The sequence below is a fragment of the Robertmurraya sp. genome, assembly GCF_036676585.1.
Taxonomy (GTDB): domain Bacteria; phylum Bacillota; class Bacilli; order Bacillales; family Cytobacillaceae; genus Robertmurraya_A.
Genome location: NZ_JAKFCQ010000016.1, coordinates 17,150 through 38,753 on the forward strand (window position 1 = coordinate 17,150; position 21,604 = coordinate 38,753).

Here is a 21,604-nt window from a genome sequence, read left to right on the forward strand (position 1 = left end):
TAACAGATGCTAATGGAAGCCGAAAAATGAATTTGGAGGCATTATGATGCTAAAGTTAGATGGGAAAATTGAATTTCAGAACAAACGAAATGATGTTTTAGCAGTCGGAGAAATTCTAATTGATATGATCTCAGCTGACTATGATGATGATTTTGAGGGTGATACCTATCATAAGTTTTTCGGGGGGGCCCCCTCTAATATTGCTATCAATGTTAGGAAACTAGGAATTCAGTCTCTTGTTGCTTCAGCAGTCGGAAATGATGGATTTGGATCGTTTTTATTAAAAAAGTTATCTCAAGCTGATATCGATACGAGATATATACAGCAAGTAGGTTATTCTACCAGTATGGTAGTGGTGACAAAGAGTAAAGCATCACCCATTCCTATTTTTTACAGAGGGGCAGACTATCACTTGGAGTATTCCCCTAGGATTGAGGAAGCCGTACTTAACTCAAAGATTGTTCACTTTTCATGCTGGCCCATTTCAATGGAACCGGTTCGTCAAACGATTGAAAAAGTAATAGAAGTAGCAAGAGAGAATCAGATTCTAGTTGGTTTTGATCCTAATTATCATCCAATGATTTGGCAAAAGGGTCAAGATGGGGTTGAGTATGTGAAATCGATAATATCTATGGTTGACATTGTCAAACCGTCTGAAGATGATGCAGAAAGATTATTTGGAAAAGATACTTATCATAATCAAATTGATAAGTTTCTAGATCTTGGAGCAAAATTGGTTGTCATGACATTGGGAAAAGAGGGTGCTATCATTTCGAATGGAAAAGAGACGATTAAATTAGATTCGCTTGCCACCGAGGTCGTGGATACCACGGGTGCGGGTGATGCATTTTGGTCAGGATTTTACACAGCTTTGGTGGGCGGATATGAGATTAGGGAAGCATTAAATTTAGGTTTTGCAGTTAGTGCCTATAAATTAAAACATATGGGTGCAGTGGTGAATTTTCCAAAACTTGAAGAGATTAAAGAATTATATAAATTGTAGGAGGTGTATGAAGAATTGACAGTTAAAAATCAAGTGCAACTTATAACTTACCCAGATTCACTAGGAGGAGATTTAAAAACCTTGAACGATGTTCTCTTAGAACATTTTTCGGATATTTTTAAAGGTGGAGTCCATATTCTGCCGCCATTTCCCTCATCTGGGGACCGTGGGTTTGCTCCGCTGACTTATTTGGAAATCGAGCCAAGCTTTGGGACTTGGGATGATATTAGGGAGATTGGCGAGAATTTTGATGTATTGGTCGATCTAATGGTCAACCACATTTCAAGACAGTCTGAATACTTCCAGGATTTTCTTAAGAATGGTCGGAAATCGAAATATGCGGATCTTTTTATCACTCTTGATAAAATTTGGGAAGATGGAAAACCAATAAAAGAAGATATTGATAAAATGTTTTTGCGTCGGTCATTGCCTTATTCCACTTTTACAATAGAGGAAACAGGTGAAGAAGAAAAGGTTTGGACCACGTTTGGTAAAACCGACCCTTCTGAGCAAATTGACTTTGATATTCATTCGCCTAAAGTAAAACAGCTTCTCAAAGACTTTTTTACTAACTTTAAAGAGAATAATGTGAAGATTGTAAGACTGGATGCGGTGGGCTATGTAATTAAAAAACTAGGAACCAGTTGTTTCTTCGTTGAACCGGAAATTTATGATTTCCTTGACTGGATTATGGAACTGGCCCAATCATTGAATATTGAGCTGCTTCCTGAGGTTCATTCACACTACTCCATTCAATATAAGTTGTCTGAGCACGGGTGTTGGATTTATGATTTTATCCTCCCGTATCGGGTATTAGATACGTTAATTAATAAGAATAGTGAAGAACTTCTAAAGTACCTTGAAAACCGGCCACATAAGCAATTCACGATGCTTGATTGCCATGACGGTGTTCCAGTAAAACCCGATTTGGATGATATGATTAACACGAATGACGCAAGGGAATTGGTAGATGTATGTCTTGCGAGAGGTTCAAATCTTAGTCTCATCTTATCAGATGAGCATAAGGCGCCGGATGGCTTTGATGTTCACCAAATTAGGTGTTCTTATTACTCGGTTTTAAATTGTGATGATGATGCTTACCTAGCAGCACGTGCAATCCAGTTCTTTGTACCAGGGGTTCCACAAGTTTATTATGTTGGGTTGTTGGCAGGAGAAAACGACTTAGAAAGAGTGGCAATTACAGGTGAAGGCCGTGAAATTAATCGGCACAACTACACTCTCGAAGAAATTGAACAGTCACTAAGAAAAGAAGTGGTTCAGCGGTTGTTGGAACTTATTAGATTTAGAAATGAGTATGATGCTTTTAATGGAACGTTTACGATTTTAGATTCAGCCAAAGATGAAATTCGCCTTTCTTGGAAAAAGGATGAAAAAAGTTGTACATTGTGGATTGATCTAAAAACGAATCAGTCGGTTATTTATTATTTGGATACGGATGGTAGAGAAGCTCAATTTGTTGTTTAGAACTCTATCAAAATAATCCATATAAAATAGTAAAAATTTATTTTCAAAAAATATGATAACCGGTTGACATATAATATGATAACCGGTTATCATATACACATAGCAAGCGTTTTCATAAAAAGGGGGAATCAATTTTGAAAATTAAAAGGTTTTTGAAATTAGGAGTCATTTCTGCTTTGTTACTTGCCTCATTGGCTGCGTGTTCTGATAAGGAAGAATCCTCGGGAGCAAAGAATGGTGATAAAGGTGTTAAAATCACCTTCTTTAATACTTCGGCTGAAGTAAATACGGTATTTGAGGAACTTTTTAAGAAATATCATGAACTACATCCAGATGTGACGGTTGAATTAATTCCCACACCTATTGGTGGACAACAGATTGAAAAGTTTCAATCCTTAATAGCATCAGGTACACCAGCTACCATCGCAAACCTGGATCCAGGGACTATTGTGCAATATCAAGATAAATTTTTAGATTTAGAGTCTGAGAAAGCTAACTACGAAAATCTTACAAATCCAGGCGCCGTTGAGGGAGGAGTCTTGGATGGAAAGTTCCTTGGTATTCCATGGACTGCTCAAGGATATGGTTTATTGTATAACAAGAGAGTAGTAGAAGAGGCTATTGGGGGCACGTTTGATCCATCTTCCATCAAAACCAGGGATGATTTGGAAGCCCTCTTTAAGAAAATTGAATCAGCAGGTAAGGCTCCTGTAATGGTACACGGTGCAGATTGGTCATTGGGAGCTCATTATCTAGCACTATCCTATTCATTGCAGTCAAATAATGTGGAAGAAAACCGAAAGTTTGTAGAGGATATGCAAAGTGGCAAGGTTAAATTATCAGATAATCCACAATTCGTTGGTTTAATGGATACATTTGACTTGTTAAAGAAGTATAATGCTAGAAAAAATGACCCACTTGTAGCAGATTACAATAAAGATAGTGCCGATTTTGCACAAGGTAATGCAGCGTTCTACTTTATGGGTGACTGGAGTTGGGCAGTAATCGGAACTCTTGAAGGACGAGATCAAGAGTTTGGTATTATACCAGTTCCAATCAGTAATAATCCGGATGACTTTGGCAACTCTCAGGTAGCTTTCAGCGAACCAAAGTTGTTTGCAATTGATAATTCCGGTTCAACAAAAGAACAGCAAGAAGCAGCCAAAGACTTAATTGAATGGATGGTTACAAGCGAAGAAGGTCAAGACGCCATTGTAACAAAAATGGGATTATCAATGCCCTACAAGGATGTAAAAGCAACAAGTACCAATGTCTTATCTGATGCTGTATCTGAATATGTTAGTCAAGGTGAAGTGATTAATATTGGTGTTATCAACTACTTACCTCAGGACTATTGGGCTAAGACAGGTGCTTCTATGCAAAAATACTTAGTAGACAATATCGATCGAAAGCAACTTGCGGAAGAAGTAGAAAATTATTGGCAATCAACCAATAAATAGATGGGTTGACTGTCCTAAAGAGATGGGAAAAAGTTACCGCTTTTTCCCATTAGTGTTAGGAGGGAGTACTTGATGAAAAATAATAATTTATTGAAGAATACGGGAACCTTTTTATTGTTTGGTGGACCATCTTTATTCGCCTTTGTGGCGGTTGTTTTCATTCCATTTATATACGGTCTATATTTGACCTTTACCAACTGGAGTGTTGCAACAGGAGAAAATACATTTGTTGCATTCAGTAATTATGTAAAGGTGTTTGAAGATGAAGCATTTAGAACCTCATTGTGGTTTACAATTAAATATGCATTTTATTGCTTACTATTCTCTAATGTAATTGCATTTTTTATCGCGTTGGCTCTAACAAAAAAATTAAGGGGCTCACAATTTATCCGCGCAGGATTCTTTACGCCGAACTTAATTGGCGGTATTGTGTTGGGGTATTTATGGCAGACACTATTCTCGCAAGTATTTCCATATTTAGGCGTTAAGTTCGGTTGGGAAATATTTGAAAAATCATGGTTAGGTGACCCTGACAAAGCTTTCTGGGCACTAGTGATTGCATCCGTTTGGCAATTAGTCGGTTATCTCATTATTATTTATATAGCTGGTCTATCAGGTGTTCCAAAGGACATTTTGGAGGCAGCCGAAATAGACGGTGCGAATGGCATTCAAAAACTTTCAAGAATCATATTACCACTTGCAATCCCATCGATTGTAATTTGTATTTTTATCTCAATTACCCGTTCTTTCTTAGCATATGATGTTAACCTATCGTTAACCAAAGGAGGACCATTTAATTCGACTGAGATGGTCTCTTACCATATCGTTCAGAAGGCATTCCTATCTAATGACTATGGGACAGGACAAGCAGAAGCCATCGTGCTGTTTCTTGTAGTGGCACTGATCGCTTTGACACAAACGTATTTCCTTAAGAAGAAGGAGGTAGAAGCATGAGTTTAAATAGGATTACTCCTCAATTGAATAATGAGTCATCTGTAAATGATGTTAAGGAAAAAGGTAGAGGTTTAAAACGTGGTCTTTCTATCTCAAAGACAGGAGCATTGTTTAGTACTCTAATCATATTTTTACTCCCTTTTATCTTGATTGTCATGAATTCTTTTAAAACAACACAGCAGTTTGTGGAGAATCCATTTTCACTTCCAGAAAGCATTAATTTGGATAATTTTATTAATGCCTTTAATACTATGGATTTTTCACGCGGTTTTTTCAATTCGTTAATTATTACTGTGGTAAGCACCCTTTTTATTATTATTTTTTCTTCTATGACAGGATACTTATTTGCACGATTTAAATGGAAAATTAATAAAATACTATTCTTAATTATTTTGTCATCTATGACACTCCCTTTTCAGGTCCTAATGATTCCACTTGTGAAGATCTACGGAGAGTTGGGACTTCTCAATATGAGACCGACTTTAATATTTATGCATATAGGCTTTATGGTACCCTTTGGCATTTTTTTATTCCATGGATTTATAAAAGGTATTCCATATGAATTGGAGGAAGCAGCCTTTATAGAGGGGTGTTCAAGAATAAAAACCTTCTTCTTAGTTGTTTTTCCACTCTTGAAGCCGATTATCGTGACCCTTTGTATATTGGATGTGCTAGCAATCTGGAATGATTACTTGTTGCCTAGTTTAATTTTACAATCTCCAGAATTAAGGACTTTACCTTTATCCGTATTTAGTTTCTTCTCTTCCTATTCTGTGGATTTTGCTCCACTGATGGCAGGATTAATTATGACGATTATCCCAGTGTTGGTGCTATACTTGTTGCTTCAAAAATACATTATCAAAGGAATTACAGAAGGGGCACTGAAATAAGAATGGTAGTAACAATTAAAGATATCGCGGAAAAGGTAGGCGTATCGGTTACGACTATTTCACGGGTCTTAAACAACCGCGGATATTTAAGTGATGATTTAAAAAAGAGGGTACAGGTTGCTATGGAGGAGATGAACTATCAACCTAATGAAATCGCACGATCTCTATCACGCAAGAAATCAAATATTATTGGACTGATTATACCAGATGTATCTCATCCTTTCTTTGCGGAACTTACCAAGCATATTGAATATTATGCTTACACTCATGGTTTAAAATTGCTTCTTTGCAATTCCTTGCTGAATAAAAAGAAAGAAAAAGAGTATTTTGATCTTTTAAAAGCAAGCCAAGTGGATGGAATCATTATGGGTAGTCATACGATGAGAGTGGAAGACTACAAGTCAATTAATCTGCCAATAGTAACGATAGACCGCCAAATTACAGATTCCATACCTTATATTTCGTCTGATAATTATGAGGGTGGAAAGCTTGCTACTAAGTTACTCATCGATAAAAAATGTAGAAAAATCGCTTACATCAGTGGAAATCTACAATTGAATCTATTGGCTACAAAAAGACATCATGCATTTATAGAGCAAGTGAGAGCAAGCGGAGTTGAATTTGTTGTCAAGGAAACACAAATAAACGGATTTAACTTAGCAGACTACAAGAACCTAATTCGAGCTCTATTTAAAGAGCACCCCGATGTTGATGGTATATTTGCAAGCAGTGATATTATAGCAATGGAAGTAATTAAAGAGTGCCATCGTTTGGGAAAGAGTATACCAGAACAAGTACGAGTCGTTGGTTATGATGGAATTCAACAGGGTTATTTCAATAATTGGCAAATAACGACTATTGAACAGCCGATTAGGGATATGGGCAAATTGGCCGTACAGCACCTAGTCCAACAGATTGCAGGCAAGGAGCCACCAATGGAAACGATTCTCCCAGTTAAATTACTGGAAAGGGGAACCGCTTGAGAAAAATTATTAACTGGTAACTACATCTACTTCAGAAACATGGACACAAAGAAAAAATTGATTTAAAAGAAGCTAAAATGTTAATGAACAATAAATAATCAATTAATGTAAATCAGCTAAAAAAGGAGTTCCTCAGTATCGAACTCCTTTTTATTGCGGAGTTAACCACAAAACAAATTTTTCCATTATAATAAAATAAAAACTCCAAAAGGTGACCCAATATGATTGTCTACGAATCTACAAAACAAGAGTTCTTAAAAGACGTGTTCGAAGACCAGCTAGTAACCAACATATCAAGGTTTGAAACACCCCAACGTAAGATCTCACCTTCTTTTTTCAATTGCTCCATACCATCAATCGTTTCCTCTAAAGGAACTCCACCCCTGGCATACATTTCAGCTGTATCAATTAATGTCATTCCTAATTCCATTCCAAGTTGCAATGCTTAAATTTCTTGCTCTTTTGCTCGAGGATTTTCCCCCATGAACCATGTGCCTTGTCCTAAACTAGGTACTACCGTGCCAGCACTAAAGCAACTTTTTTGCTTTCTACAGGGCTTCTAATTGTTGCGATCGTCTTGTCATCAAGTGATTTCATTTCCCTTCTCCAATTATTTCTTAAGAAGTGTAATAGTACTTTACGAAATTAATAAATTATTAAAGGGAAATAATTTGAGGAGGGGATATTATCAAAAAAATTATAGCTCAAAAGGGAGATACGTTATGGAAAATTGCAGCAAAATATGAAATAGACATTCAATCATTATTAAATCTTAATCCTTATATTTCAAGTCCTGATCAAGTACTTACAAATATGATGGTGTATCTTCCAACAATACCTACCTCTAAAAGCGGGATTCCTCCAGTATGTTATCCAGAAATGCCTGAGAATTATTTAGATTATTGGATTCCAACAACCCCAATTGAAAAAATGGCAACAGAAGAATATGACGTTCTTATAGTAGGAAGTGGAGCAGGGGGAAGTGCAGCTCTTTATCGAATGTGTGAACAGTGGAAAGGAAAAGGAAAAAAGATTGGAATAATTGAAGCTGGAGGATTATTGTTGCCAACTCATGCACAAAATATTTCAACATTAGAAGTGGAACGCTTCCAAAGGTACTTTTTAAATCCAAAAATCTCCACACCTATTGGGTGGGAACTTCCACAATTCCCTGGAGCAAGACTTGTGTTTGCTTTGGGAGGAAGAACATTATTTTGGTCAGCCGTTTGTCCAAGGATGAATGAAATGGAGTTTGAGCTCGGGGATTGGCCAATTTCTTATAAAGAGTTACTCAGTTATTATAATAACGTTGAGAAGGTATTGAGTGTTACGCAGGAATTTACAAAAGATTCTCAAATTACTGATATACTACTAGAGCGTCTTAGAGAGAACGGTTTTCCTCAAGCTACACCAGTACCAATCGCAACGGATATTTCACAGGCGAAGTTTGGGAAAGTTGGTTCGGATGTTTTCTTTAGTTCTATTGATTTCTTTGCAAGGTCTCTTAATTTAAGTCCATTTGATTTAGCAATCTATTCTCGTGCAGTTCAGGTGTACGTTGAAAATAATAAGGCTACAGGAGTTAAGGTTCTAACATGGGGAGGGAAAACTTATAAAGTAAGAGCGAAAAATATTATTTTATCAACTAGTACTCTTGAGACCCCAAGAATTCTATTGAATTCAGGAATTGAGGGGAAAGCCATAGGACATTATTTGGTCAATCATTCCTTTTTAGAGGTTAATGGCAATTTTGATCGTTCGGAATTTCCCGAAAACTTCGGGAATCTGGGTATATTAGTACCGCAAGCAGAAGAAGATTCATATCAACTTCAAATGTATGGACGTGGAGGGACCTTTTTTTATCATGAGAGAAGAATACCATTAAGAGATAAAGTTCCTTTTTATTTACAAGGCTTTGGAAAAGTTGAACCTCAATTCAAGAATAGAGTAACATTACATCCTACGAAAAAAGACTATTTTGGTATCCCAAAAATTCATGTCGATTTTTCCTATAGTGAAAAAGATATTAAACTTATTAACATGATTCAGCAGAAAATGGAAGATTCCTTAGTTGTTATGAAGGGGAAAAAGGAAGAAGAAATTTGTTTGCGACCACCTGGACTTGATTATCATGAAATGGGAACATGTAGAATGGGACATAATAGTGAAACATCTGTTACAAATAAATATGGGCAAGTCCATAATATTTCTGGCCTTTTTATAGCTGATAATAGTGTATTACCACATTCAGGTGCAGCGAATCCAACCCTTACAATGATGGCCTTAGCTTTCCATACCGCAGATTATATTTCAAAAAGATAGATTATTAGCGTATAGAATAGTAATCTTGTGTAATTCACCTTGATTTTCAATCATTTTATAGAGAAAATTCCTGATGCCTGATCCCAAATCTATGCTGGGGGTCAGGCACTTTTAATATCTTGTAGAATGACGAGAAAGAATGATGACGGTTTCGCAAACAAACCCTAATGCAAAAAGAAAGGCGACTGAGATCATCTCAGTCGCCTTTCTTTTTGCTATTTATCATTCGATAAGAAGTTATAAATATTAGCTTCGCCAGCTCCATAAAGTGGATATCTACTCCGACTTTACCAAAATCTTATTGTATTAAAGAGACTGGGAATTGGAACAATGAGAAAATCGTTTTATTTTTTAATATTAACTTCGAAACTATGAATATAATTAAAAAAAGAGGGAATAATAAGTGTAGGAACATATTAGAGATGAGGGATATGAATGACTGAACAGGAGAAAATATTGTGTAATAAAACTACAATTATATTAGGTAAAGATACTAGTCAGATGAAGATAAACGATATTATCGAGGAACTAGTTTATGTGATAGAACAAAAAGGTAAGATTAAAACAGTAAACAGAGTGGCTCAGAATTAGACTAGAAAGAAAATTGATAAAGAGAATTTAACTAGTAAAGCAAAAATTCAATCAAACGTTTGATTGAATTTTTTTGTTGGTGATTAATTAAGAATTTTCGTCCATTTCCTCATGTGTAATCCCATAAGGAGCGCCGCCTTCGGTATACCCTGCAATGAAGGCAAAGGTTTCATCAGATTCTATATAAGCTTCTAATTCTATTTCTAGATCTTCCATTCTTCTTTTTTCTCTTTTCTTTTCACTCTTCTGCTTTTTAGCTTCAAGTATTCTCCTTGCATATTCCTTTTCCTCATTGCTTAATGGAACTCCTATGCTTCGGAGTTCCTTCATAGAGTTTTTTATATTGAGACCAAACATTTTTGAATAGGCCTTTACCTTATTATCACCATCATACTTTTCGATCCATGATTTTGCTAATTCCTTACGTTCAACCATAGGTAAGCCCCAAAATGGTTTCATATTACTTTTTGGTTTCTTCTTTTTTCCCAAGGATACATCCCTCTTCTTCACATGTTACTATGGTAAGTATAGCATTCTTAAGAATGCATGAAATAAAAGGGTTAGAAAAATACTGGAGTGTCATAATGATAGATACATATAAATTAACAAATGATAGGAGTATAAGGTAATGGTTAACAATAGATTGAAATCTCAGATTCTCGATACAGTTGATAATCAATTAAAAGCAAATGATCCTAAATGTACAAAGAAAACATTCAACCGTTTATTGGATTTAGGTTACAAGGCGGATGAATCCAAAGAGATGATCGGTAGTATTCTTATAGAAGAAATGTATTATATCACGAAAAATAAAGAGCCATTTAATGAAAAACGCTATGCGAAAAAGCTAGCATTGCTTCCAGACTATGTCGAGGAGAGTGAGGGCAGTTCAGACTCCACGGTTAACCTGCAGCCTGTAGAAGCAGCGCCCGCTATAGGTAGAAATGAACCATGTCCATGCGGCAGTGGTAAGAAGTATAAAAAGTGCTGTCTGAAGTAGCTGATGTCACTTTATCATACATCAATCAACCAAAGAATATGAAAACTTCTCAAGAGGGACCAGATATGAACATTAATAATTTTGAGAGTTATATAAACAAAACCATTTTTGACAGAGGGTACAACTATTACATGGAAGGACATGTCGTAGAATTCTATCAACAAGGGGAAAACGAGTATTTTTTTCATATTGAAGGAAGTTATGACTACGAAGTGGTAGTGGAGATAGGGGTTAACGGAGATATTTTATATTCCACGTGTGATTGTCCATATGATTTTGGACCTGTATGTAAACACGAAGTTGCTGCCTACTTTCAATTACAAAAAATGTTTCATCATGAAACGATCAAGACTGATAGACGAAAAACCATTCAAGAGGTTTTAAATAATCAATCAAAAGAAGAATTGATCAATATTATTATAAATTTTACAAGTCAAGATCCTGCGCTAGAAAACAGTCTAATCGTTAAGTACTCAACCGGTGACAAACAGCAAGAGCTTGAGGCATGTCAAGAGTTGATTGATTCCGTTGTACGAAAGTATACAGGTAAAGAGGGCTTTATTAAGTACCGAGATACAGGTGCTTTTGTTACCGAGCTTGAAGATGTCGTAGATAAGGCAAGGAATACGGAAGATCCACTTGTAGCATTGGATATTGCTCTGTTATTGCTTATGGAAGCAATGGGTGCGTTCCAATATGCGGATGATTCTAGCGGAGATATTGGTGCTCTTGTCTCGGAAGCACTAGCATTAATAGCGGAAATTGCCACTAGCCAGACAAAAATCGGGAATGAAAGATTTGAAATAGTTACGAAAATATTAGATCAGACCGATCACGAAGTTTTCGAGGACTGGACCGATTTCAAGATTGATTTGCTGAACATTTGTATAGCATTTGCTGAAGATGACACGATTAGAGAGCAAGTAAAAACTAAAATTGAATCTATGCTCGACCAAAATACAATCGAAATGTTTACCCGCTATAGTAATGAAAGACTGCTTGAGCTATTGTTTCTAATCATTGAGCAATATGGTACCCAAGAGGAAGCAGACCAATTTATTCAGGACCACCTTAAGTATGCATCCTTTAGAGAGAAATTACTGATGAAATATCTCCAAGAGGAAAACTATCTAAAAGTCATAGAAATAGCTATAGATGGAGAAAAACAAGATCAACCATATCCAGGATTACTATCTAAGTGGAAAAAACTTAGGTACTCAGCATATAAATCCCTTTCATTAAAAGAAGAACAGCAAATATTAGCTAAGGAACTTTTGTTTGACGGTAATTTTGATTATTACCACATCCTAAAGGAAATGGCAGAAAATCAAGTTGAATTCTATACAAACTTAAAGCATGAACTGAAAACATCGAAACGAAGGGAAATGAATCGTATATTCCTTAAGTTGGTTGAGGAAGAACATGATCTGGAAGAGATTCTTGATTTTGTAAGAGCTAATCCCGCTTATATTGAGGTTTACGATAAAAAGCTAGTCAAACATTTTAAAGAAGAGATCATTGAGATTTACCAGAAATACATTCATTCTGTAGCAAGACAATCATCGAATCGAAAAGACTATCAGGGCGTATGCCAAAAGATAACAAGATTTAAAAAGCTTTCAGGAAAACCCAAACAACAAGAATTGATCAGCGAACTAATGGGCCTGTATAAAAAAAGACCTGCATTTATAGATGAATTGGGGAAATTAATTAGTTTAACTCACTAACAGTTATAGGGTTTTCATATTGACCCCCACGAAGAATGACACTTATTACTGTAAAATTACAGTTCTTTAACAAATCGCAGAAAAAGACAGAATTTCCAAGCCGGTGGCGAATTATATAGGTATAGAGAAAAATAGGGGCAATATCAGAAGCTAATTGGGGGGACTATATATGCTGGAATTTGAAACCAATATCGATCAATTTGCCACTATAAAAGTAATTGGGGTTGGAGGCGGCGGAAATAATGCCGTGAACCGGATGATTGAGGACGGCGTGCAGGGAGTGGAGTTCATTGCCGTGAATACAGATGCGCAGGCTCTCAACATGTCAAAGGCGGAGGTCACGATGCAAATCGGTGGTACGTTAACCAGGGGCTTAGGGGCCGGTGCTAATCCTGAAATCGGCAGAAAGGCTGTCGAGGAAAGCAGCCAGCAAATCAGGGATGCCCTGCAAGGTGCGGACATGGTGTTCGTAACGGCCGGAATGGGCGGTGGAACCGGGACCGGAGCTGCGCCGGCGATTGCCCATATTGCGCGAGAACTTGGCGCGCTTACAATTGGAGTGGTGACTCGTCCGTTCACTTTTGAAGGCCGCAAGCGTGCACAAAATGCGGCATCTGGAATTGAAGAGATGAAGAAAGCAGTTAATACCTTAATCATCATTCCAAACGAGCGATTGCTGCAAATCGTCGACAAGAAAACGCCGATGATTGAAGCTTTCCGTGAGGCGGACAATGTCCTCAGGCAGGGTGTCCAGGGCATTTCCGACTTGATCGCCGTGCCAGGCTTGATTAACCTGGACTTTGCTGACGTGAAAACGATCATGTCCAACAAAGGAACGGCGCTTATGGGCATCGGAGTGGCTTCAGGCGAAGACCGTGCTGCCGAAGCTGCCAAAAAGGCGATCTCCTCGCCGCTGCTTGAAACAAGCATCAATGGCGCGAAAGGAGTGCTGATGAACATCACAGGCGGCATGAATCTCAGTTTGTATGAAGTCCAGGAAGCGGCCGACATTGTGGCAGCTGCAACAGATGACCAGCTTAACATGATTTTTGGATCGGTCATCAATGAAAACCTGAACGAAGAAATCATGGTGACCGTGATTGCGACCGGCTTCGATCATGATGAGGAGGAAGCTCCGCCGTCGAACACTTCCCGCCGTTCTAGAGACATGATTGCCACTTCCCGTGAGCAATACCACGCTCAGTCGAGACAGCGAGAGCCTGTTGCCCATGCAGAATTGGGGAATTACGGACAAGCCCAAAACTACAGCCAATCCGGCAGGTACGATCAATCCGATAACTACAGCCAGTCCGGCAGCTACGGTCAATCCGGCAGCTACAGCCAGTCCGGCCGCTACGGCCAATCCGGAAACTACAGTCAGTCCGGCAATCACAGCCAGCCGCCTGCCTACGAAGAGCCCGCGAATTACGAACGGGGTACACAGCAGCAAGACGACTCGCTTGATATTCCATCGTTCTTGCGGAATCGAAACAGAAGGCGATAAACCAACGAGCCAAAAGGCCAAATCATTTGCGATTTGGCCTTTTAGAGATGTTAGCATTTGCTATAGCAAAAACTTGCACCTACAATGATGAGTAAAATAAACAATACGACAATTAAGATAAAATCGTTTCGATTATCATGACAGACAGGATATGCATATCCATAATCAAAAGCAGGAGCGGTATAGGTAGGCATTGGGGCCATATTTGGAGGAACATTAGCTCCAAGAGTCGGTGCTGCGTTAACGTTTGGATACATGATTACACTTCCCTTCGTGTAAGGAATTTCTCTATATTATACTCTTGGAGGGAAGTTTGGAGCCCGTCTATAAAAAAATGGGTGAATGTCAGGGATTGTGAAATTGACCAGATATTACATGGAATAATAAAGATAGTGAGCATATGAAATAGAACTTATGTTGTGGTGCACGATCGGACGCTGCATTTTGTATGCTCTACCGTTTCTATTCCAACTTGCTACTCTGTATAAATACTTAAAAGATGGCCTTGTCACCAATTTTGTTATATAAGCTGATTGATGACTGTCCGGTTTTCTTTTTTCATTAAGAATTTGAATCATTTCTATTGATGTTCTTATATTAAATCCATGTCCAAACAACGTACCATCATTAAGGAGAACGGCATTAACACCTCTGAAATGTGGTGTTTTCCAATCAAAGTCAGGATTATTAACGTACAGGACATCTCCAGGTAAAAAATGATTGGAATAAAAGGTATTGATACCTAGGTCTGTATCTGTATGCCAGCTGTAAAGATATAGATCTCGAAACAGTGAATTAAATAAATGGCTACCAATACTATTCAATATGGCATGGTAATAGATGATTGGAATAGCTGTTGCACATTCAAATGCATAGAGTGAACTGTTCCGATAAATATCCAGAATTGCATCAGCCGGTCGCACATCGGGTCTTAAAAGGAACCCGCCTCCCCTTGTTAATTGCCAGTACCTGGGGTTGCAGCGGGCATATACAAAGGTTGTAAACACTGCTTGACTATTGTTCATTTCTTTTGCACTTTGGATAATGTTCTTTCGCACTTGAAGTTCGAACAATAATTCATACTCGGAATAATAAGAATAAAAGATGTGAGCATTCTGCATCTGTTGAATCATTGTTTTCTCCATACTCCCAAGCTGCCAATTTTCATTTGGTTGAAACGGGACCCCTGATATTTGGATCATACAATCCCCCATTCCTATACGGCTTTTCAACTGCATTCATATCTATCGTATTCTCATTTTTATTAATCATGTTAATTATTAATCTAGTAGCCCTATACGTATCGATTTTTGTGTAGATATAAGAATTCATAGGCGGAGAATTTCCTGCTAATGTATATAGGGGAAGCTTAAGAAGCGGGTATAAGCGGAGATATTCCGATTAACTGCTCTAAATAAGACAAAATTCAAAGATTTAGATAATATAAACGGAAAAACTCCCCTTATTTTTAAGGAAATATGGGTATTTCCCAATTTAGCCGGAATTTTGCCGTTTATTTTTCATACACAGTGAAATCAACATTCAGGTCTCCCGAAATAATTATCGAAATCCCTTTATATCAACAAAAATAGACCTCCAAATTACCATACAATTTGAAGGTCATTTTGCATTACATTTTTAATGTTTGCGGTAGTTAACGGAGCCTGTTAGTATTCTTCAGTCTTCTTTTTGTTTTGGGTATCTTTTTGCTTTCTTTGCTGACTCTCGTAATAAATACTCAATATGACTGTTAATGCTACGAAAATCATCTGCAGCCCATTTTTGTAACACTTCATAAAGGTCAGGATCTATGCGTAATGGAAAGCTCTTTTTTTTTGTCATGTAAACCACTCATTTTAATATAAAGTACCTGTATTAATTACAGGAGTTGTAGAATTTTCTGAGACAATCGCTACTAGGAGATTATTCACTAATTGTACCTTTCTTTCATCATCTAATTCAATTACATTATCTTGTTCTAGTTGATGGATGGCCATTTGTGCCATTCCTACGGCACCTTCTACAATCTTTTGACGAGCAGAAATAATAGCTGTTGCTTGTTGACGCTGTAGCATAGCTTGAGCAATTTCTGTTGAGTAAGCTAGATGGGTCAAACGTGCTTCTACAACCTCTACGCCTGCTAAGTCTAGTCTTGCTTGTAACTCCGCTGTAAGCTCGTTTGATACTTCTTCCGCATTTCCTCGTAACGTTAATTCTACATCTTCAAATGTATCGTAAGGATACTTTGTTGCTACATGACGAACAGCTGTTTCACTTTGAATTTCAACGAATTCTTCATAATTATCTACGTCAAAAATGGCTTTTGCTGAATCAACCACTTTAAATACGATTACGGCAGCAATCTCAATTGGATTCCCATCTACATCATTTACCTTTAACCTTTTACTATTAAAGTTACGTACTCTTAAAGAAATCGTTTTACGAAAAGTAAGAGGAACGGTAAGAAATAGTCCACTTTTACGGATGGAACCAAGATACTGACCGAAAAATGTCACAACCACTGCCTGATTAGGCTGAATAATCGTAATGCCGCTACCAAGAAGTATGGCGATCAAGAGAAGAGGAATGGCAGCTCCAAAAAGTTCCTGAATGAGAAAGTATACTCCAGAGAAAAGTGATATCGCAATTAAAAGTACACCAATAAACCCATTAAAATGAAAAGCACTTTTTTCTTTCAAAATTATCACTCCTATAAAATCAATTTGATATAATTATGATATCACTTTTGTATAAAAATGTAAATGGAATTGAGCATACAAAAAATATCTCTGCGGAAAGACAGCTAAGGGATATCATGATTTCTGGATATGTCATATCAAATCCTAATAGAATTTACCACAAAAAACCGGTTGACGAACTAAAAGATAGTATTGTAGTATAAGAAGATAATTGAATAAGACCTCGCTTTTTACAGTGGGGTAGAGGCGCGATATTTAACAGTCTTTAGTGGAGTTTGAGAAGCAATGATGCTAAGGAGAAGGAAATGTCGCCGAAGTTTGTAATTTTCTCGGTATTACATGCTGGGTCTGTAGTTAAGAGCTGCAGGACTGTCTCGATAAACTTGATCGTTTATTGAGTTGTGCTATCTCATTTGGGATAAAAGAGGGGACTTTGGGCAACTATGCATACAGCGACCTGAGTTTATCTCAGGTCGTTTTTTGTTTTAGTACCATAGAATAACAGGAGGAGAGACATCATGAAAAACAAGTTATCATTATTCATAGTTTTATTGGTTTCATCTATTCTACTATTAGCAGGATGCGGGACAAGTAATGGTTCTGATTCTGAATCATCAGAGGATAATACATTTAAGGTTGGTCTTGAAGCGGGTTATGCTCCTTTTAACTGGACTCAGAATGACGATTCTAACGGTGGGGTTAAAATAGAGGGTTCTGCAGAGTATGCAGGTGGATATGATGTGGAAATCGCTAAAAAGGTCGCTGAAGGTTTAGGAAAAGAATTAGTGATTGTTAAAACAGAGTGGGATGGCCTAGTACCAGCTTTAACATCAGGTAAAATTGATGCAATCATCGCTGGTATGTCACCGACAGCTGAGCGTAAGGAAACAATTGATTTTTCGGATATTTACTATAAATCAAATCTAGTTATGGTTGTGAAAAAAGGCAGCAAGTATGAAGGTGCTACTTCTATCCAAGATTTCAAAGGTGCGAAGATTACAGCTCAATTAAATACATTCCACTACAATGTGATTGATCAAATTGAAGGTGTAAACAAGAAAACGGCGATGGACAACTTCCCGGCAATGAGAGTCGCTCTTGAATCAGGGATCATTGATGGTTACGTTTCAGAACGTCCAGAAGGAGTTAGTGCATCAGCTGCAAATGAAAACTATGTGATGGTTGAATTTAAAGATGGTTTCGAAACATCAGAAGATGACACAGCGATCGCTGTCGGTTTGAAAAAGGACAGTGACTTAACAGAAACAATCAATGAAATTTTAGCAGGTATCTCAGAGGAAGAACGTACAAGCATTATGGATTCCGCTATTCAGAATCAACCTGCAGCAAAATAGAATTCAGAAACCGGCTGTATATATGCATACAGTCGGTTTTATACGGTAAGGAGGAGAAAAGATGAGTCTTGAGTGGGTTATTAAAATCATCGCCGAAAACTGGCCTATGTTCCTTCGTGGTGCCGGTTTAACCCTTTTGATTTCTCTTATTGGAACGATTTTTGGGGCAATGATTGGATTATTAGCAGGAGTTATACGAACGATTCCCATGCCTGAACGTGGTGCGAAAAAAATACTATTAAAAGTGATTAACCTAATTCTTTCTATTTATATTGAGTTCTTCCGTGGAACACCGATGATCGTTCAAGCCATGGTTATTTTCTATGGATCTGCCTTAGCATTTGGTATTGATATGAATGTGTTTGTGGCTGCTATTTTTGTAGTATCGATTAATACAGGGGCCTATATGGCTGAAATTGTTCGTGGTGGAATTGTTTCGATTGAAAAAGGGCAGTTTGAAGCCGCACATGCGATCGGAATGAATCATCTACAAACAATGTGGAATGTGGTATTGCCACAGGTCATTCGAAATATTTTACCTGCAACAGGCAATCAATTTGTTATTAATATTAAAGATACGTCCGTTCTGAATGTGATTTCCGTGACAGAGTTATTCTTCGTTACAAAATCCATATCAGGTAATAACTTTAGATATTTTGAATCCTTCTTCGTCGCGTGTTTGATTTATTTTGTGATGACCTTTATTGTGACAAGAATCTTGCTTTATATTGAAAAGAAATTAGATGGCTCTGATAGCTATACGGTTATCGGAAATGACGCAGAAGTAGAAGTAGCTCAAAAATAATGAGAGAAGGAGGAGAGACTATGGAAAAGATTATCGACATTCAGCATTTAAACAAATCCTTTGGAACTCATGAAGTATTAAAAGACATTAATTTTTCAGTGAATAAAGGAGAAGTAGTCACCATTATCGGTTCCTCAGGTTCTGGTAAATCAACTCTTCTTCGTTGTGTGAATCTTTTAGAAAAACCAAGTGGCGGAAAAATTATCTACCATGGTGAAAATATATTGGATGACAAGCATGATGTAGCGGCCTACCGACAGCATTTAGGTATGGTGTTCCAACAATTTAACCTTTTTAACAATCACAACGTTCTTATGAACTGTGTAGTAGGACAAGTAAAAGTACTCAAACGCTCCAAGGAAGAAGCCGAAAAAGTAGCGATGAAGTACTTGAAGGTGGTTGGAATGGATAAATATATTAACGCGAAGCCCAAGCAACTGTCCGGTGGCCAAAAGCAACGTGTGGCGATTGCTAGAGCACTATCGATGGATCCAGATGTGATGTTATTTGATGAACCAACGTCTGCTCTTGACCCAGAAATGGTCGGAGAAGTTCTGAAGGTCATGAAGGAACTCGCAGAATCTGGTCTTACGATGTTGATCGTTACGCATGAAATGGAATTTGCGAAAGAAGTATCCGATCGAGTGGTGTTCATGAACCAAGGAGTGATTGCAGAAGAAGGCACTCCAGAGCAAATTTTCTCTAATCCAACCCAAGAACGCACAAGAGAATTCCTGAAACGTACGTTGAATTAATTGAAATACCTGTAAAAGTTGAACTAGACCTCCTATTGTTACCTACTAGATAGCAATGGGAGGTTTTTTTCATCATTCCAGGCACTTATGGGAACCTCACTTCCACTTAGATTCCCGTTGAGCTCTTTTTCAAGCGTTCATGGGAACCAAACCCATGCTTAGATTCCCGTTTAGCCCATTTCCAGGTGCTCATGGGAATTCAGAAACTTACACTCAAAACCCCATTTCATATAACTCTTCAAAATAAAGCTCTTCAAACTTTTTATTCAGGATTCCGTAATAATAGGCAATAGGCTTTTGTAGGGTGCTTCCTTTTAGTTTGCTAATCATTTGTTTAAAAGAGTGCACGGCCATATTTACCACGAGATCTGTTTGACTTTCACAATTATTCCGGTAAGCAGCGATTTGAGCCATTCTCCAAAATTCCTCAATCTGCTTTGCTTCTGGAAAGAAGTATCTGACCACTTGAGAGAAGGAGTAAGGAACCCGATCGCTTGTGTAAGTGTAATCAAGAGGCTTGTCATTCATATTCTCGGTAGGTTTGGATGAATCCATTTTTTTACGTTCTTTAATCTTTATATTATTAGTTTTAGAAGGATTACTAGTTTTATTATGGTGGTTCAAATCATCTTCTTTAGGTAGTCCGTTTGTAGGAAAAGCTTGAAATATATATAAATTACTAGACTGAGAACCATTTTTTCTTTCGGTTTCATGAACGATCAACAGTCCTAAACCAATCGCCTTTTGAATCATTCGCTTGAAAGTAGAACGTGAGATACCGTATCCGTTGTGTTCTTCATAAATTGCTTTTAACACGGTCCCAATTTTGGCATTGCAAACTCCAGGGATTTTCGCAGCAAAACGAACGAGGCGCTTCAAACCGACAAGCTCTCCCTTAGAGAAATCATCCTTATGAACAGCCAACCACATTTCCATATGAGTGTTAAACTCTTTTAAAGAAGAAAATTGAGAATACTGTTGGAATTGTTCAATACCACCATTTTTCAAATTCATTCCTTGCACCATCCCTTTATTTTTTATATAGAGATGGGTGGTTAAAAAGGACAGGGTGGTTTTTGAATATTTGTGACTGATTTTTGAACAGTTATGGATTAGAATGTAGTGGGGGTTGCGTTGCTTCTATTTTGTCTAAATTAAGTAACAGGACCGTACATTTTTTTCACGTAGATAAGTTTAATGTTGTCTACCGAAGATTTATAGAAAGGGTTTTACAGATGGATGCAAATAAAAAGTGGCTTTCCATTCCAAAAGAGATGAGAAAGAGTCTACTAAGTAATGTTTGGTGTCGGAATTGCTCAGATGTTACAACGATTACTGCTTTTATAGTAGAAGAGAATAATTACGGTATTGTGTTAAAAGGTAAATGTAAAAATTGCGGTAAAGATGTGGCTAGGGTTATTGAGGAAGATTGAGCAGGGTCACAAGTGACATGGGGACGGTTCTCTTGTTTCATTCAAGATGAAACGCGGGAGCCGTCCCTTTGGTTTTTAGTTAATTGTTTCCACATACACATTGTGAAGCAGTCGCTCGGTTGGAGTTGGTATAATAGATATAGAAAAAATCTACCATCTGCTTTTTTGTTTATAAAAATACCATTCAGAGCCGATTTTCGTTAAAATAAACATTGTCGATTTTCACAAATGATAAATATCCAAATGTACTTGTGTTTGATCATAAGTTATTAAGCATGAAATAAGTGTAAAGAAAGAGAAACATTGGGCTTTATATTTTTTAACCGAGAGTTTGAAGTTGTAACCATAGTGAGAGGATTTGAGTTTGAAATGATAGATAATTTTTGGCGTGATTTACCTCGACCATTTTTTGTACTTGCACCCATGGAAGATGTGACAGATGTTGTTTTTCGTCACGTAGTAAGTGCAGCCGGTCGACCGGATGTATTTTTCACAGAGTTTACAAACTCGGATAGCTATTGTCATCCAGAGGGCATGAAAAGTGTGCGTGGCCGTTTGACTTTTACAGAAGATGAACAGCCAATGGTGGCACATATTTGGGGGGATAATCCCGAATATTTCCGTCAAATGAGTATTGG

The 21,604-nt window shown here is 37.5% G+C and carries 20 protein-coding genes, 2 pseudogenes and 1 riboswitch; of the genes and pseudogenes, 15 read left to right on the forward strand and 7 right to left on the reverse strand.

From position 1 onward, the window contains the following. The first annotated feature begins 46 nt into the window (after nucleotides 1-46). The 6 genes from ACGLXV_RS01005 to ACGLXV_RS01030 all read left to right on the forward strand — a co-directional run bounded on the left by ACGLXV_RS01005 (nucleotide 47) and on the right by ACGLXV_RS01030 (nucleotide 6,775). A complete protein-coding gene (locus ACGLXV_RS01005) occupies nucleotides 47-1,003 on the forward strand; it encodes a carbohydrate kinase family protein (protein WP_391557144.1) in 957 nt (318 codons plus the stop codon). A 15-nt stretch (nucleotides 1,004-1,018) separates the two neighbouring features. Then, entirely contained in the window at nucleotides 1,019-2,488 is a 1,470-nt protein-coding gene (gene gtfA, locus ACGLXV_RS01010; protein WP_391557126.1) for a sucrose phosphorylase, read from the forward strand. 134 nt (nucleotides 2,489-2,622) lie between these two features. After that, entirely contained in the window at nucleotides 2,623-3,948 is a 1,326-nt protein-coding gene (locus tag ACGLXV_RS01015) for an ABC transporter substrate-binding protein (RefSeq protein ID WP_391557127.1), read from the forward strand. Nucleotides 3,949-4,020: 72 nt separating this feature from the next. Then, nucleotides 4,021-4,902, forward strand: coding sequence for a carbohydrate ABC transporter permease (locus tag ACGLXV_RS01020; protein ID WP_391557128.1), 882 nt, complete (start codon nucleotides 4,021-4,023; stop codon nucleotides 4,900-4,902). Beyond that, a complete protein-coding gene (locus tag ACGLXV_RS01025; protein ID WP_391557129.1) occupies nucleotides 4,899-5,792 on the forward strand; it encodes a carbohydrate ABC transporter permease in 894 nt (297 codons plus the stop codon). The genes ACGLXV_RS01020 and ACGLXV_RS01025 overlap by 4 nt, the downstream gene beginning before the upstream one ends. A gap of 2 nt (nucleotides 5,793-5,794) precedes the next feature. After that, nucleotides 5,795-6,775 carry a LacI family DNA-binding transcriptional regulator gene (locus tag ACGLXV_RS01030; RefSeq protein ID WP_391557130.1) on the forward strand — a complete coding sequence of 327 codons (981 nt, stop codon included), beginning with the start codon at nucleotides 5,795-5,797 and terminating at the stop codon, nucleotides 6,773-6,775. Nucleotides 6,776-7,067: 292 nt separating this feature from the next. On the opposite strand, the pseudogene ACGLXV_RS01035 reads toward ACGLXV_RS01030, so the two are convergent. Then, nucleotides 7,068-7,372 (reverse strand): annotated as a pseudogene (locus ACGLXV_RS01035) (hypothetical protein); the annotation flags it as partial. Nucleotides 7,373-7,588: 216 nt separating this feature from the next. On the opposite strand from ACGLXV_RS01035, the gene ACGLXV_RS01045 reads away from it, so the two are divergent. Further along, the gene (locus tag ACGLXV_RS01045; protein ID WP_391557131.1) at nucleotides 7,589-9,097 is read left to right on the forward strand and encodes a GMC oxidoreductase; all 1,509 of its coding nucleotides are present in this window, start codon (nucleotides 7,589-7,591) and stop codon (nucleotides 9,095-9,097) included. Between the two features lie 678 nt (nucleotides 9,098-9,775). On the opposite strand, the gene ACGLXV_RS01050 is transcribed toward ACGLXV_RS01045, so the two are convergent. Beyond that, the gene (locus ACGLXV_RS01050) at nucleotides 9,776-10,177 is read right to left on the reverse strand and encodes a hypothetical protein (protein WP_391557132.1); all 402 of its coding nucleotides are present in this window, start codon (nucleotides 10,175-10,177) and stop codon (nucleotides 9,776-9,778) included. A 139-nt stretch (nucleotides 10,178-10,316) separates the two neighbouring features. Between ACGLXV_RS01050 and ACGLXV_RS01055 the strand changes: the two genes are divergently transcribed. The 3 genes and pseudogenes from ACGLXV_RS01055 to ftsZ all read left to right on the forward strand — a co-directional run. Then, nucleotides 10,317-10,688 carry an SEC-C metal-binding domain-containing protein gene (locus ACGLXV_RS01055; protein WP_391557133.1) on the forward strand — a complete coding sequence of 124 codons (372 nt, stop codon included), beginning with the start codon at nucleotides 10,317-10,319 and terminating at the stop codon, nucleotides 10,686-10,688. A 65-nt stretch (nucleotides 10,689-10,753) separates the two neighbouring features. Next, a complete protein-coding gene (locus ACGLXV_RS01060; protein WP_391557134.1) occupies nucleotides 10,754-12,415 on the forward strand; it encodes an SWIM zinc finger family protein in 1,662 nt (553 codons plus the stop codon). 169 nt (nucleotides 12,416-12,584) lie between these two features. After that, a pseudogene (gene ftsZ, locus ACGLXV_RS01065) lies at nucleotides 12,585-13,541 on the forward strand (cell division protein FtsZ); the annotation flags it as partial. A 428-nt stretch (nucleotides 13,542-13,969) separates the two neighbouring features. Here ftsZ and ACGLXV_RS01070 read toward each other — a convergent pair. The 4 genes from ACGLXV_RS01070 to ACGLXV_RS01085 all read right to left on the reverse strand — a co-directional run bounded on the left by ACGLXV_RS01070 (nucleotide 13,970) and on the right by ACGLXV_RS01085 (nucleotide 16,618). Continuing rightward, entirely contained in the window at nucleotides 13,970-14,176 is a 207-nt protein-coding gene (locus tag ACGLXV_RS01070; protein ID WP_391557136.1) for a YjcZ family sporulation protein, read from the reverse strand. A gap of 114 nt (nucleotides 14,177-14,290) precedes the next feature. Beyond that, the gene (locus ACGLXV_RS01075; protein WP_391557137.1) at nucleotides 14,291-15,121 is read right to left on the reverse strand and encodes a protein-glutamine gamma-glutamyltransferase; all 831 of its coding nucleotides are present in this window, start codon (nucleotides 15,119-15,121) and stop codon (nucleotides 14,291-14,293) included. 475 nt (nucleotides 15,122-15,596) lie between these two features. Further along, a complete protein-coding gene (locus ACGLXV_RS01080) occupies nucleotides 15,597-15,761 on the reverse strand; it encodes a type II toxin-antitoxin system antitoxin (protein WP_119706481.1) in 165 nt (54 codons plus the stop codon). A gap of 14 nt (nucleotides 15,762-15,775) precedes the next feature. After that, nucleotides 15,776-16,618, reverse strand: a complete 843-nt coding sequence (locus ACGLXV_RS01085) for an SPFH domain-containing protein (protein WP_391557138.1) — start codon at nucleotides 16,616-16,618, stop codon at nucleotides 15,776-15,778. Between the two features lie 233 nt (nucleotides 16,619-16,851). Next, nucleotides 16,852-17,033: riboswitch (Lysine riboswitch) on the forward strand. Between the two features lie 103 nt (nucleotides 17,034-17,136). On the opposite strand from ACGLXV_RS01085, the gene ACGLXV_RS01090 reads away from it, so the two are divergent. From ACGLXV_RS01090 to ACGLXV_RS01100, 3 genes are all read left to right on the forward strand, one after another. Next, nucleotides 17,137-17,973 (forward strand): transporter substrate-binding domain-containing protein, encoded by an 837-nt coding sequence (locus ACGLXV_RS01090; protein ID WP_391557139.1) that lies wholly within the window; start codon nucleotides 17,137-17,139, stop codon nucleotides 17,971-17,973. A gap of 61 nt (nucleotides 17,974-18,034) precedes the next feature. Further along, a complete protein-coding gene (locus ACGLXV_RS01095) occupies nucleotides 18,035-18,778 on the forward strand; it encodes an amino acid ABC transporter permease (protein WP_391557140.1) in 744 nt (247 codons plus the stop codon). 20 nt (nucleotides 18,779-18,798) lie between these two features. After that, a complete protein-coding gene (locus ACGLXV_RS01100) occupies nucleotides 18,799-19,533 on the forward strand; it encodes an amino acid ABC transporter ATP-binding protein (RefSeq protein WP_119706484.1) in 735 nt (244 codons plus the stop codon). A gap of 213 nt (nucleotides 19,534-19,746) precedes the next feature. Here the strand turns inward: ACGLXV_RS01100 and ACGLXV_RS01105 are convergent, their stop codons facing one another. After that, nucleotides 19,747-20,547, reverse strand: coding sequence for a hypothetical protein (locus ACGLXV_RS01105; RefSeq protein WP_391557141.1), 801 nt, complete (start codon nucleotides 20,545-20,547; stop codon nucleotides 19,747-19,749). Nucleotides 20,548-20,768: 221 nt separating this feature from the next. Between ACGLXV_RS01105 and ACGLXV_RS01110 the strand changes: the two genes are divergently transcribed. Continuing rightward, a complete protein-coding gene (locus ACGLXV_RS01110; RefSeq protein WP_391557142.1) occupies nucleotides 20,769-20,966 on the forward strand; it encodes a hypothetical protein in 198 nt (65 codons plus the stop codon). Nucleotides 20,967-21,335: 369 nt separating this feature from the next. Further along, the coding region (locus ACGLXV_RS01115) for a tRNA-dihydrouridine synthase (protein ID WP_391557145.1) at nucleotides 21,336-21,604 on the forward strand (269 nt) is incomplete at its 3' end.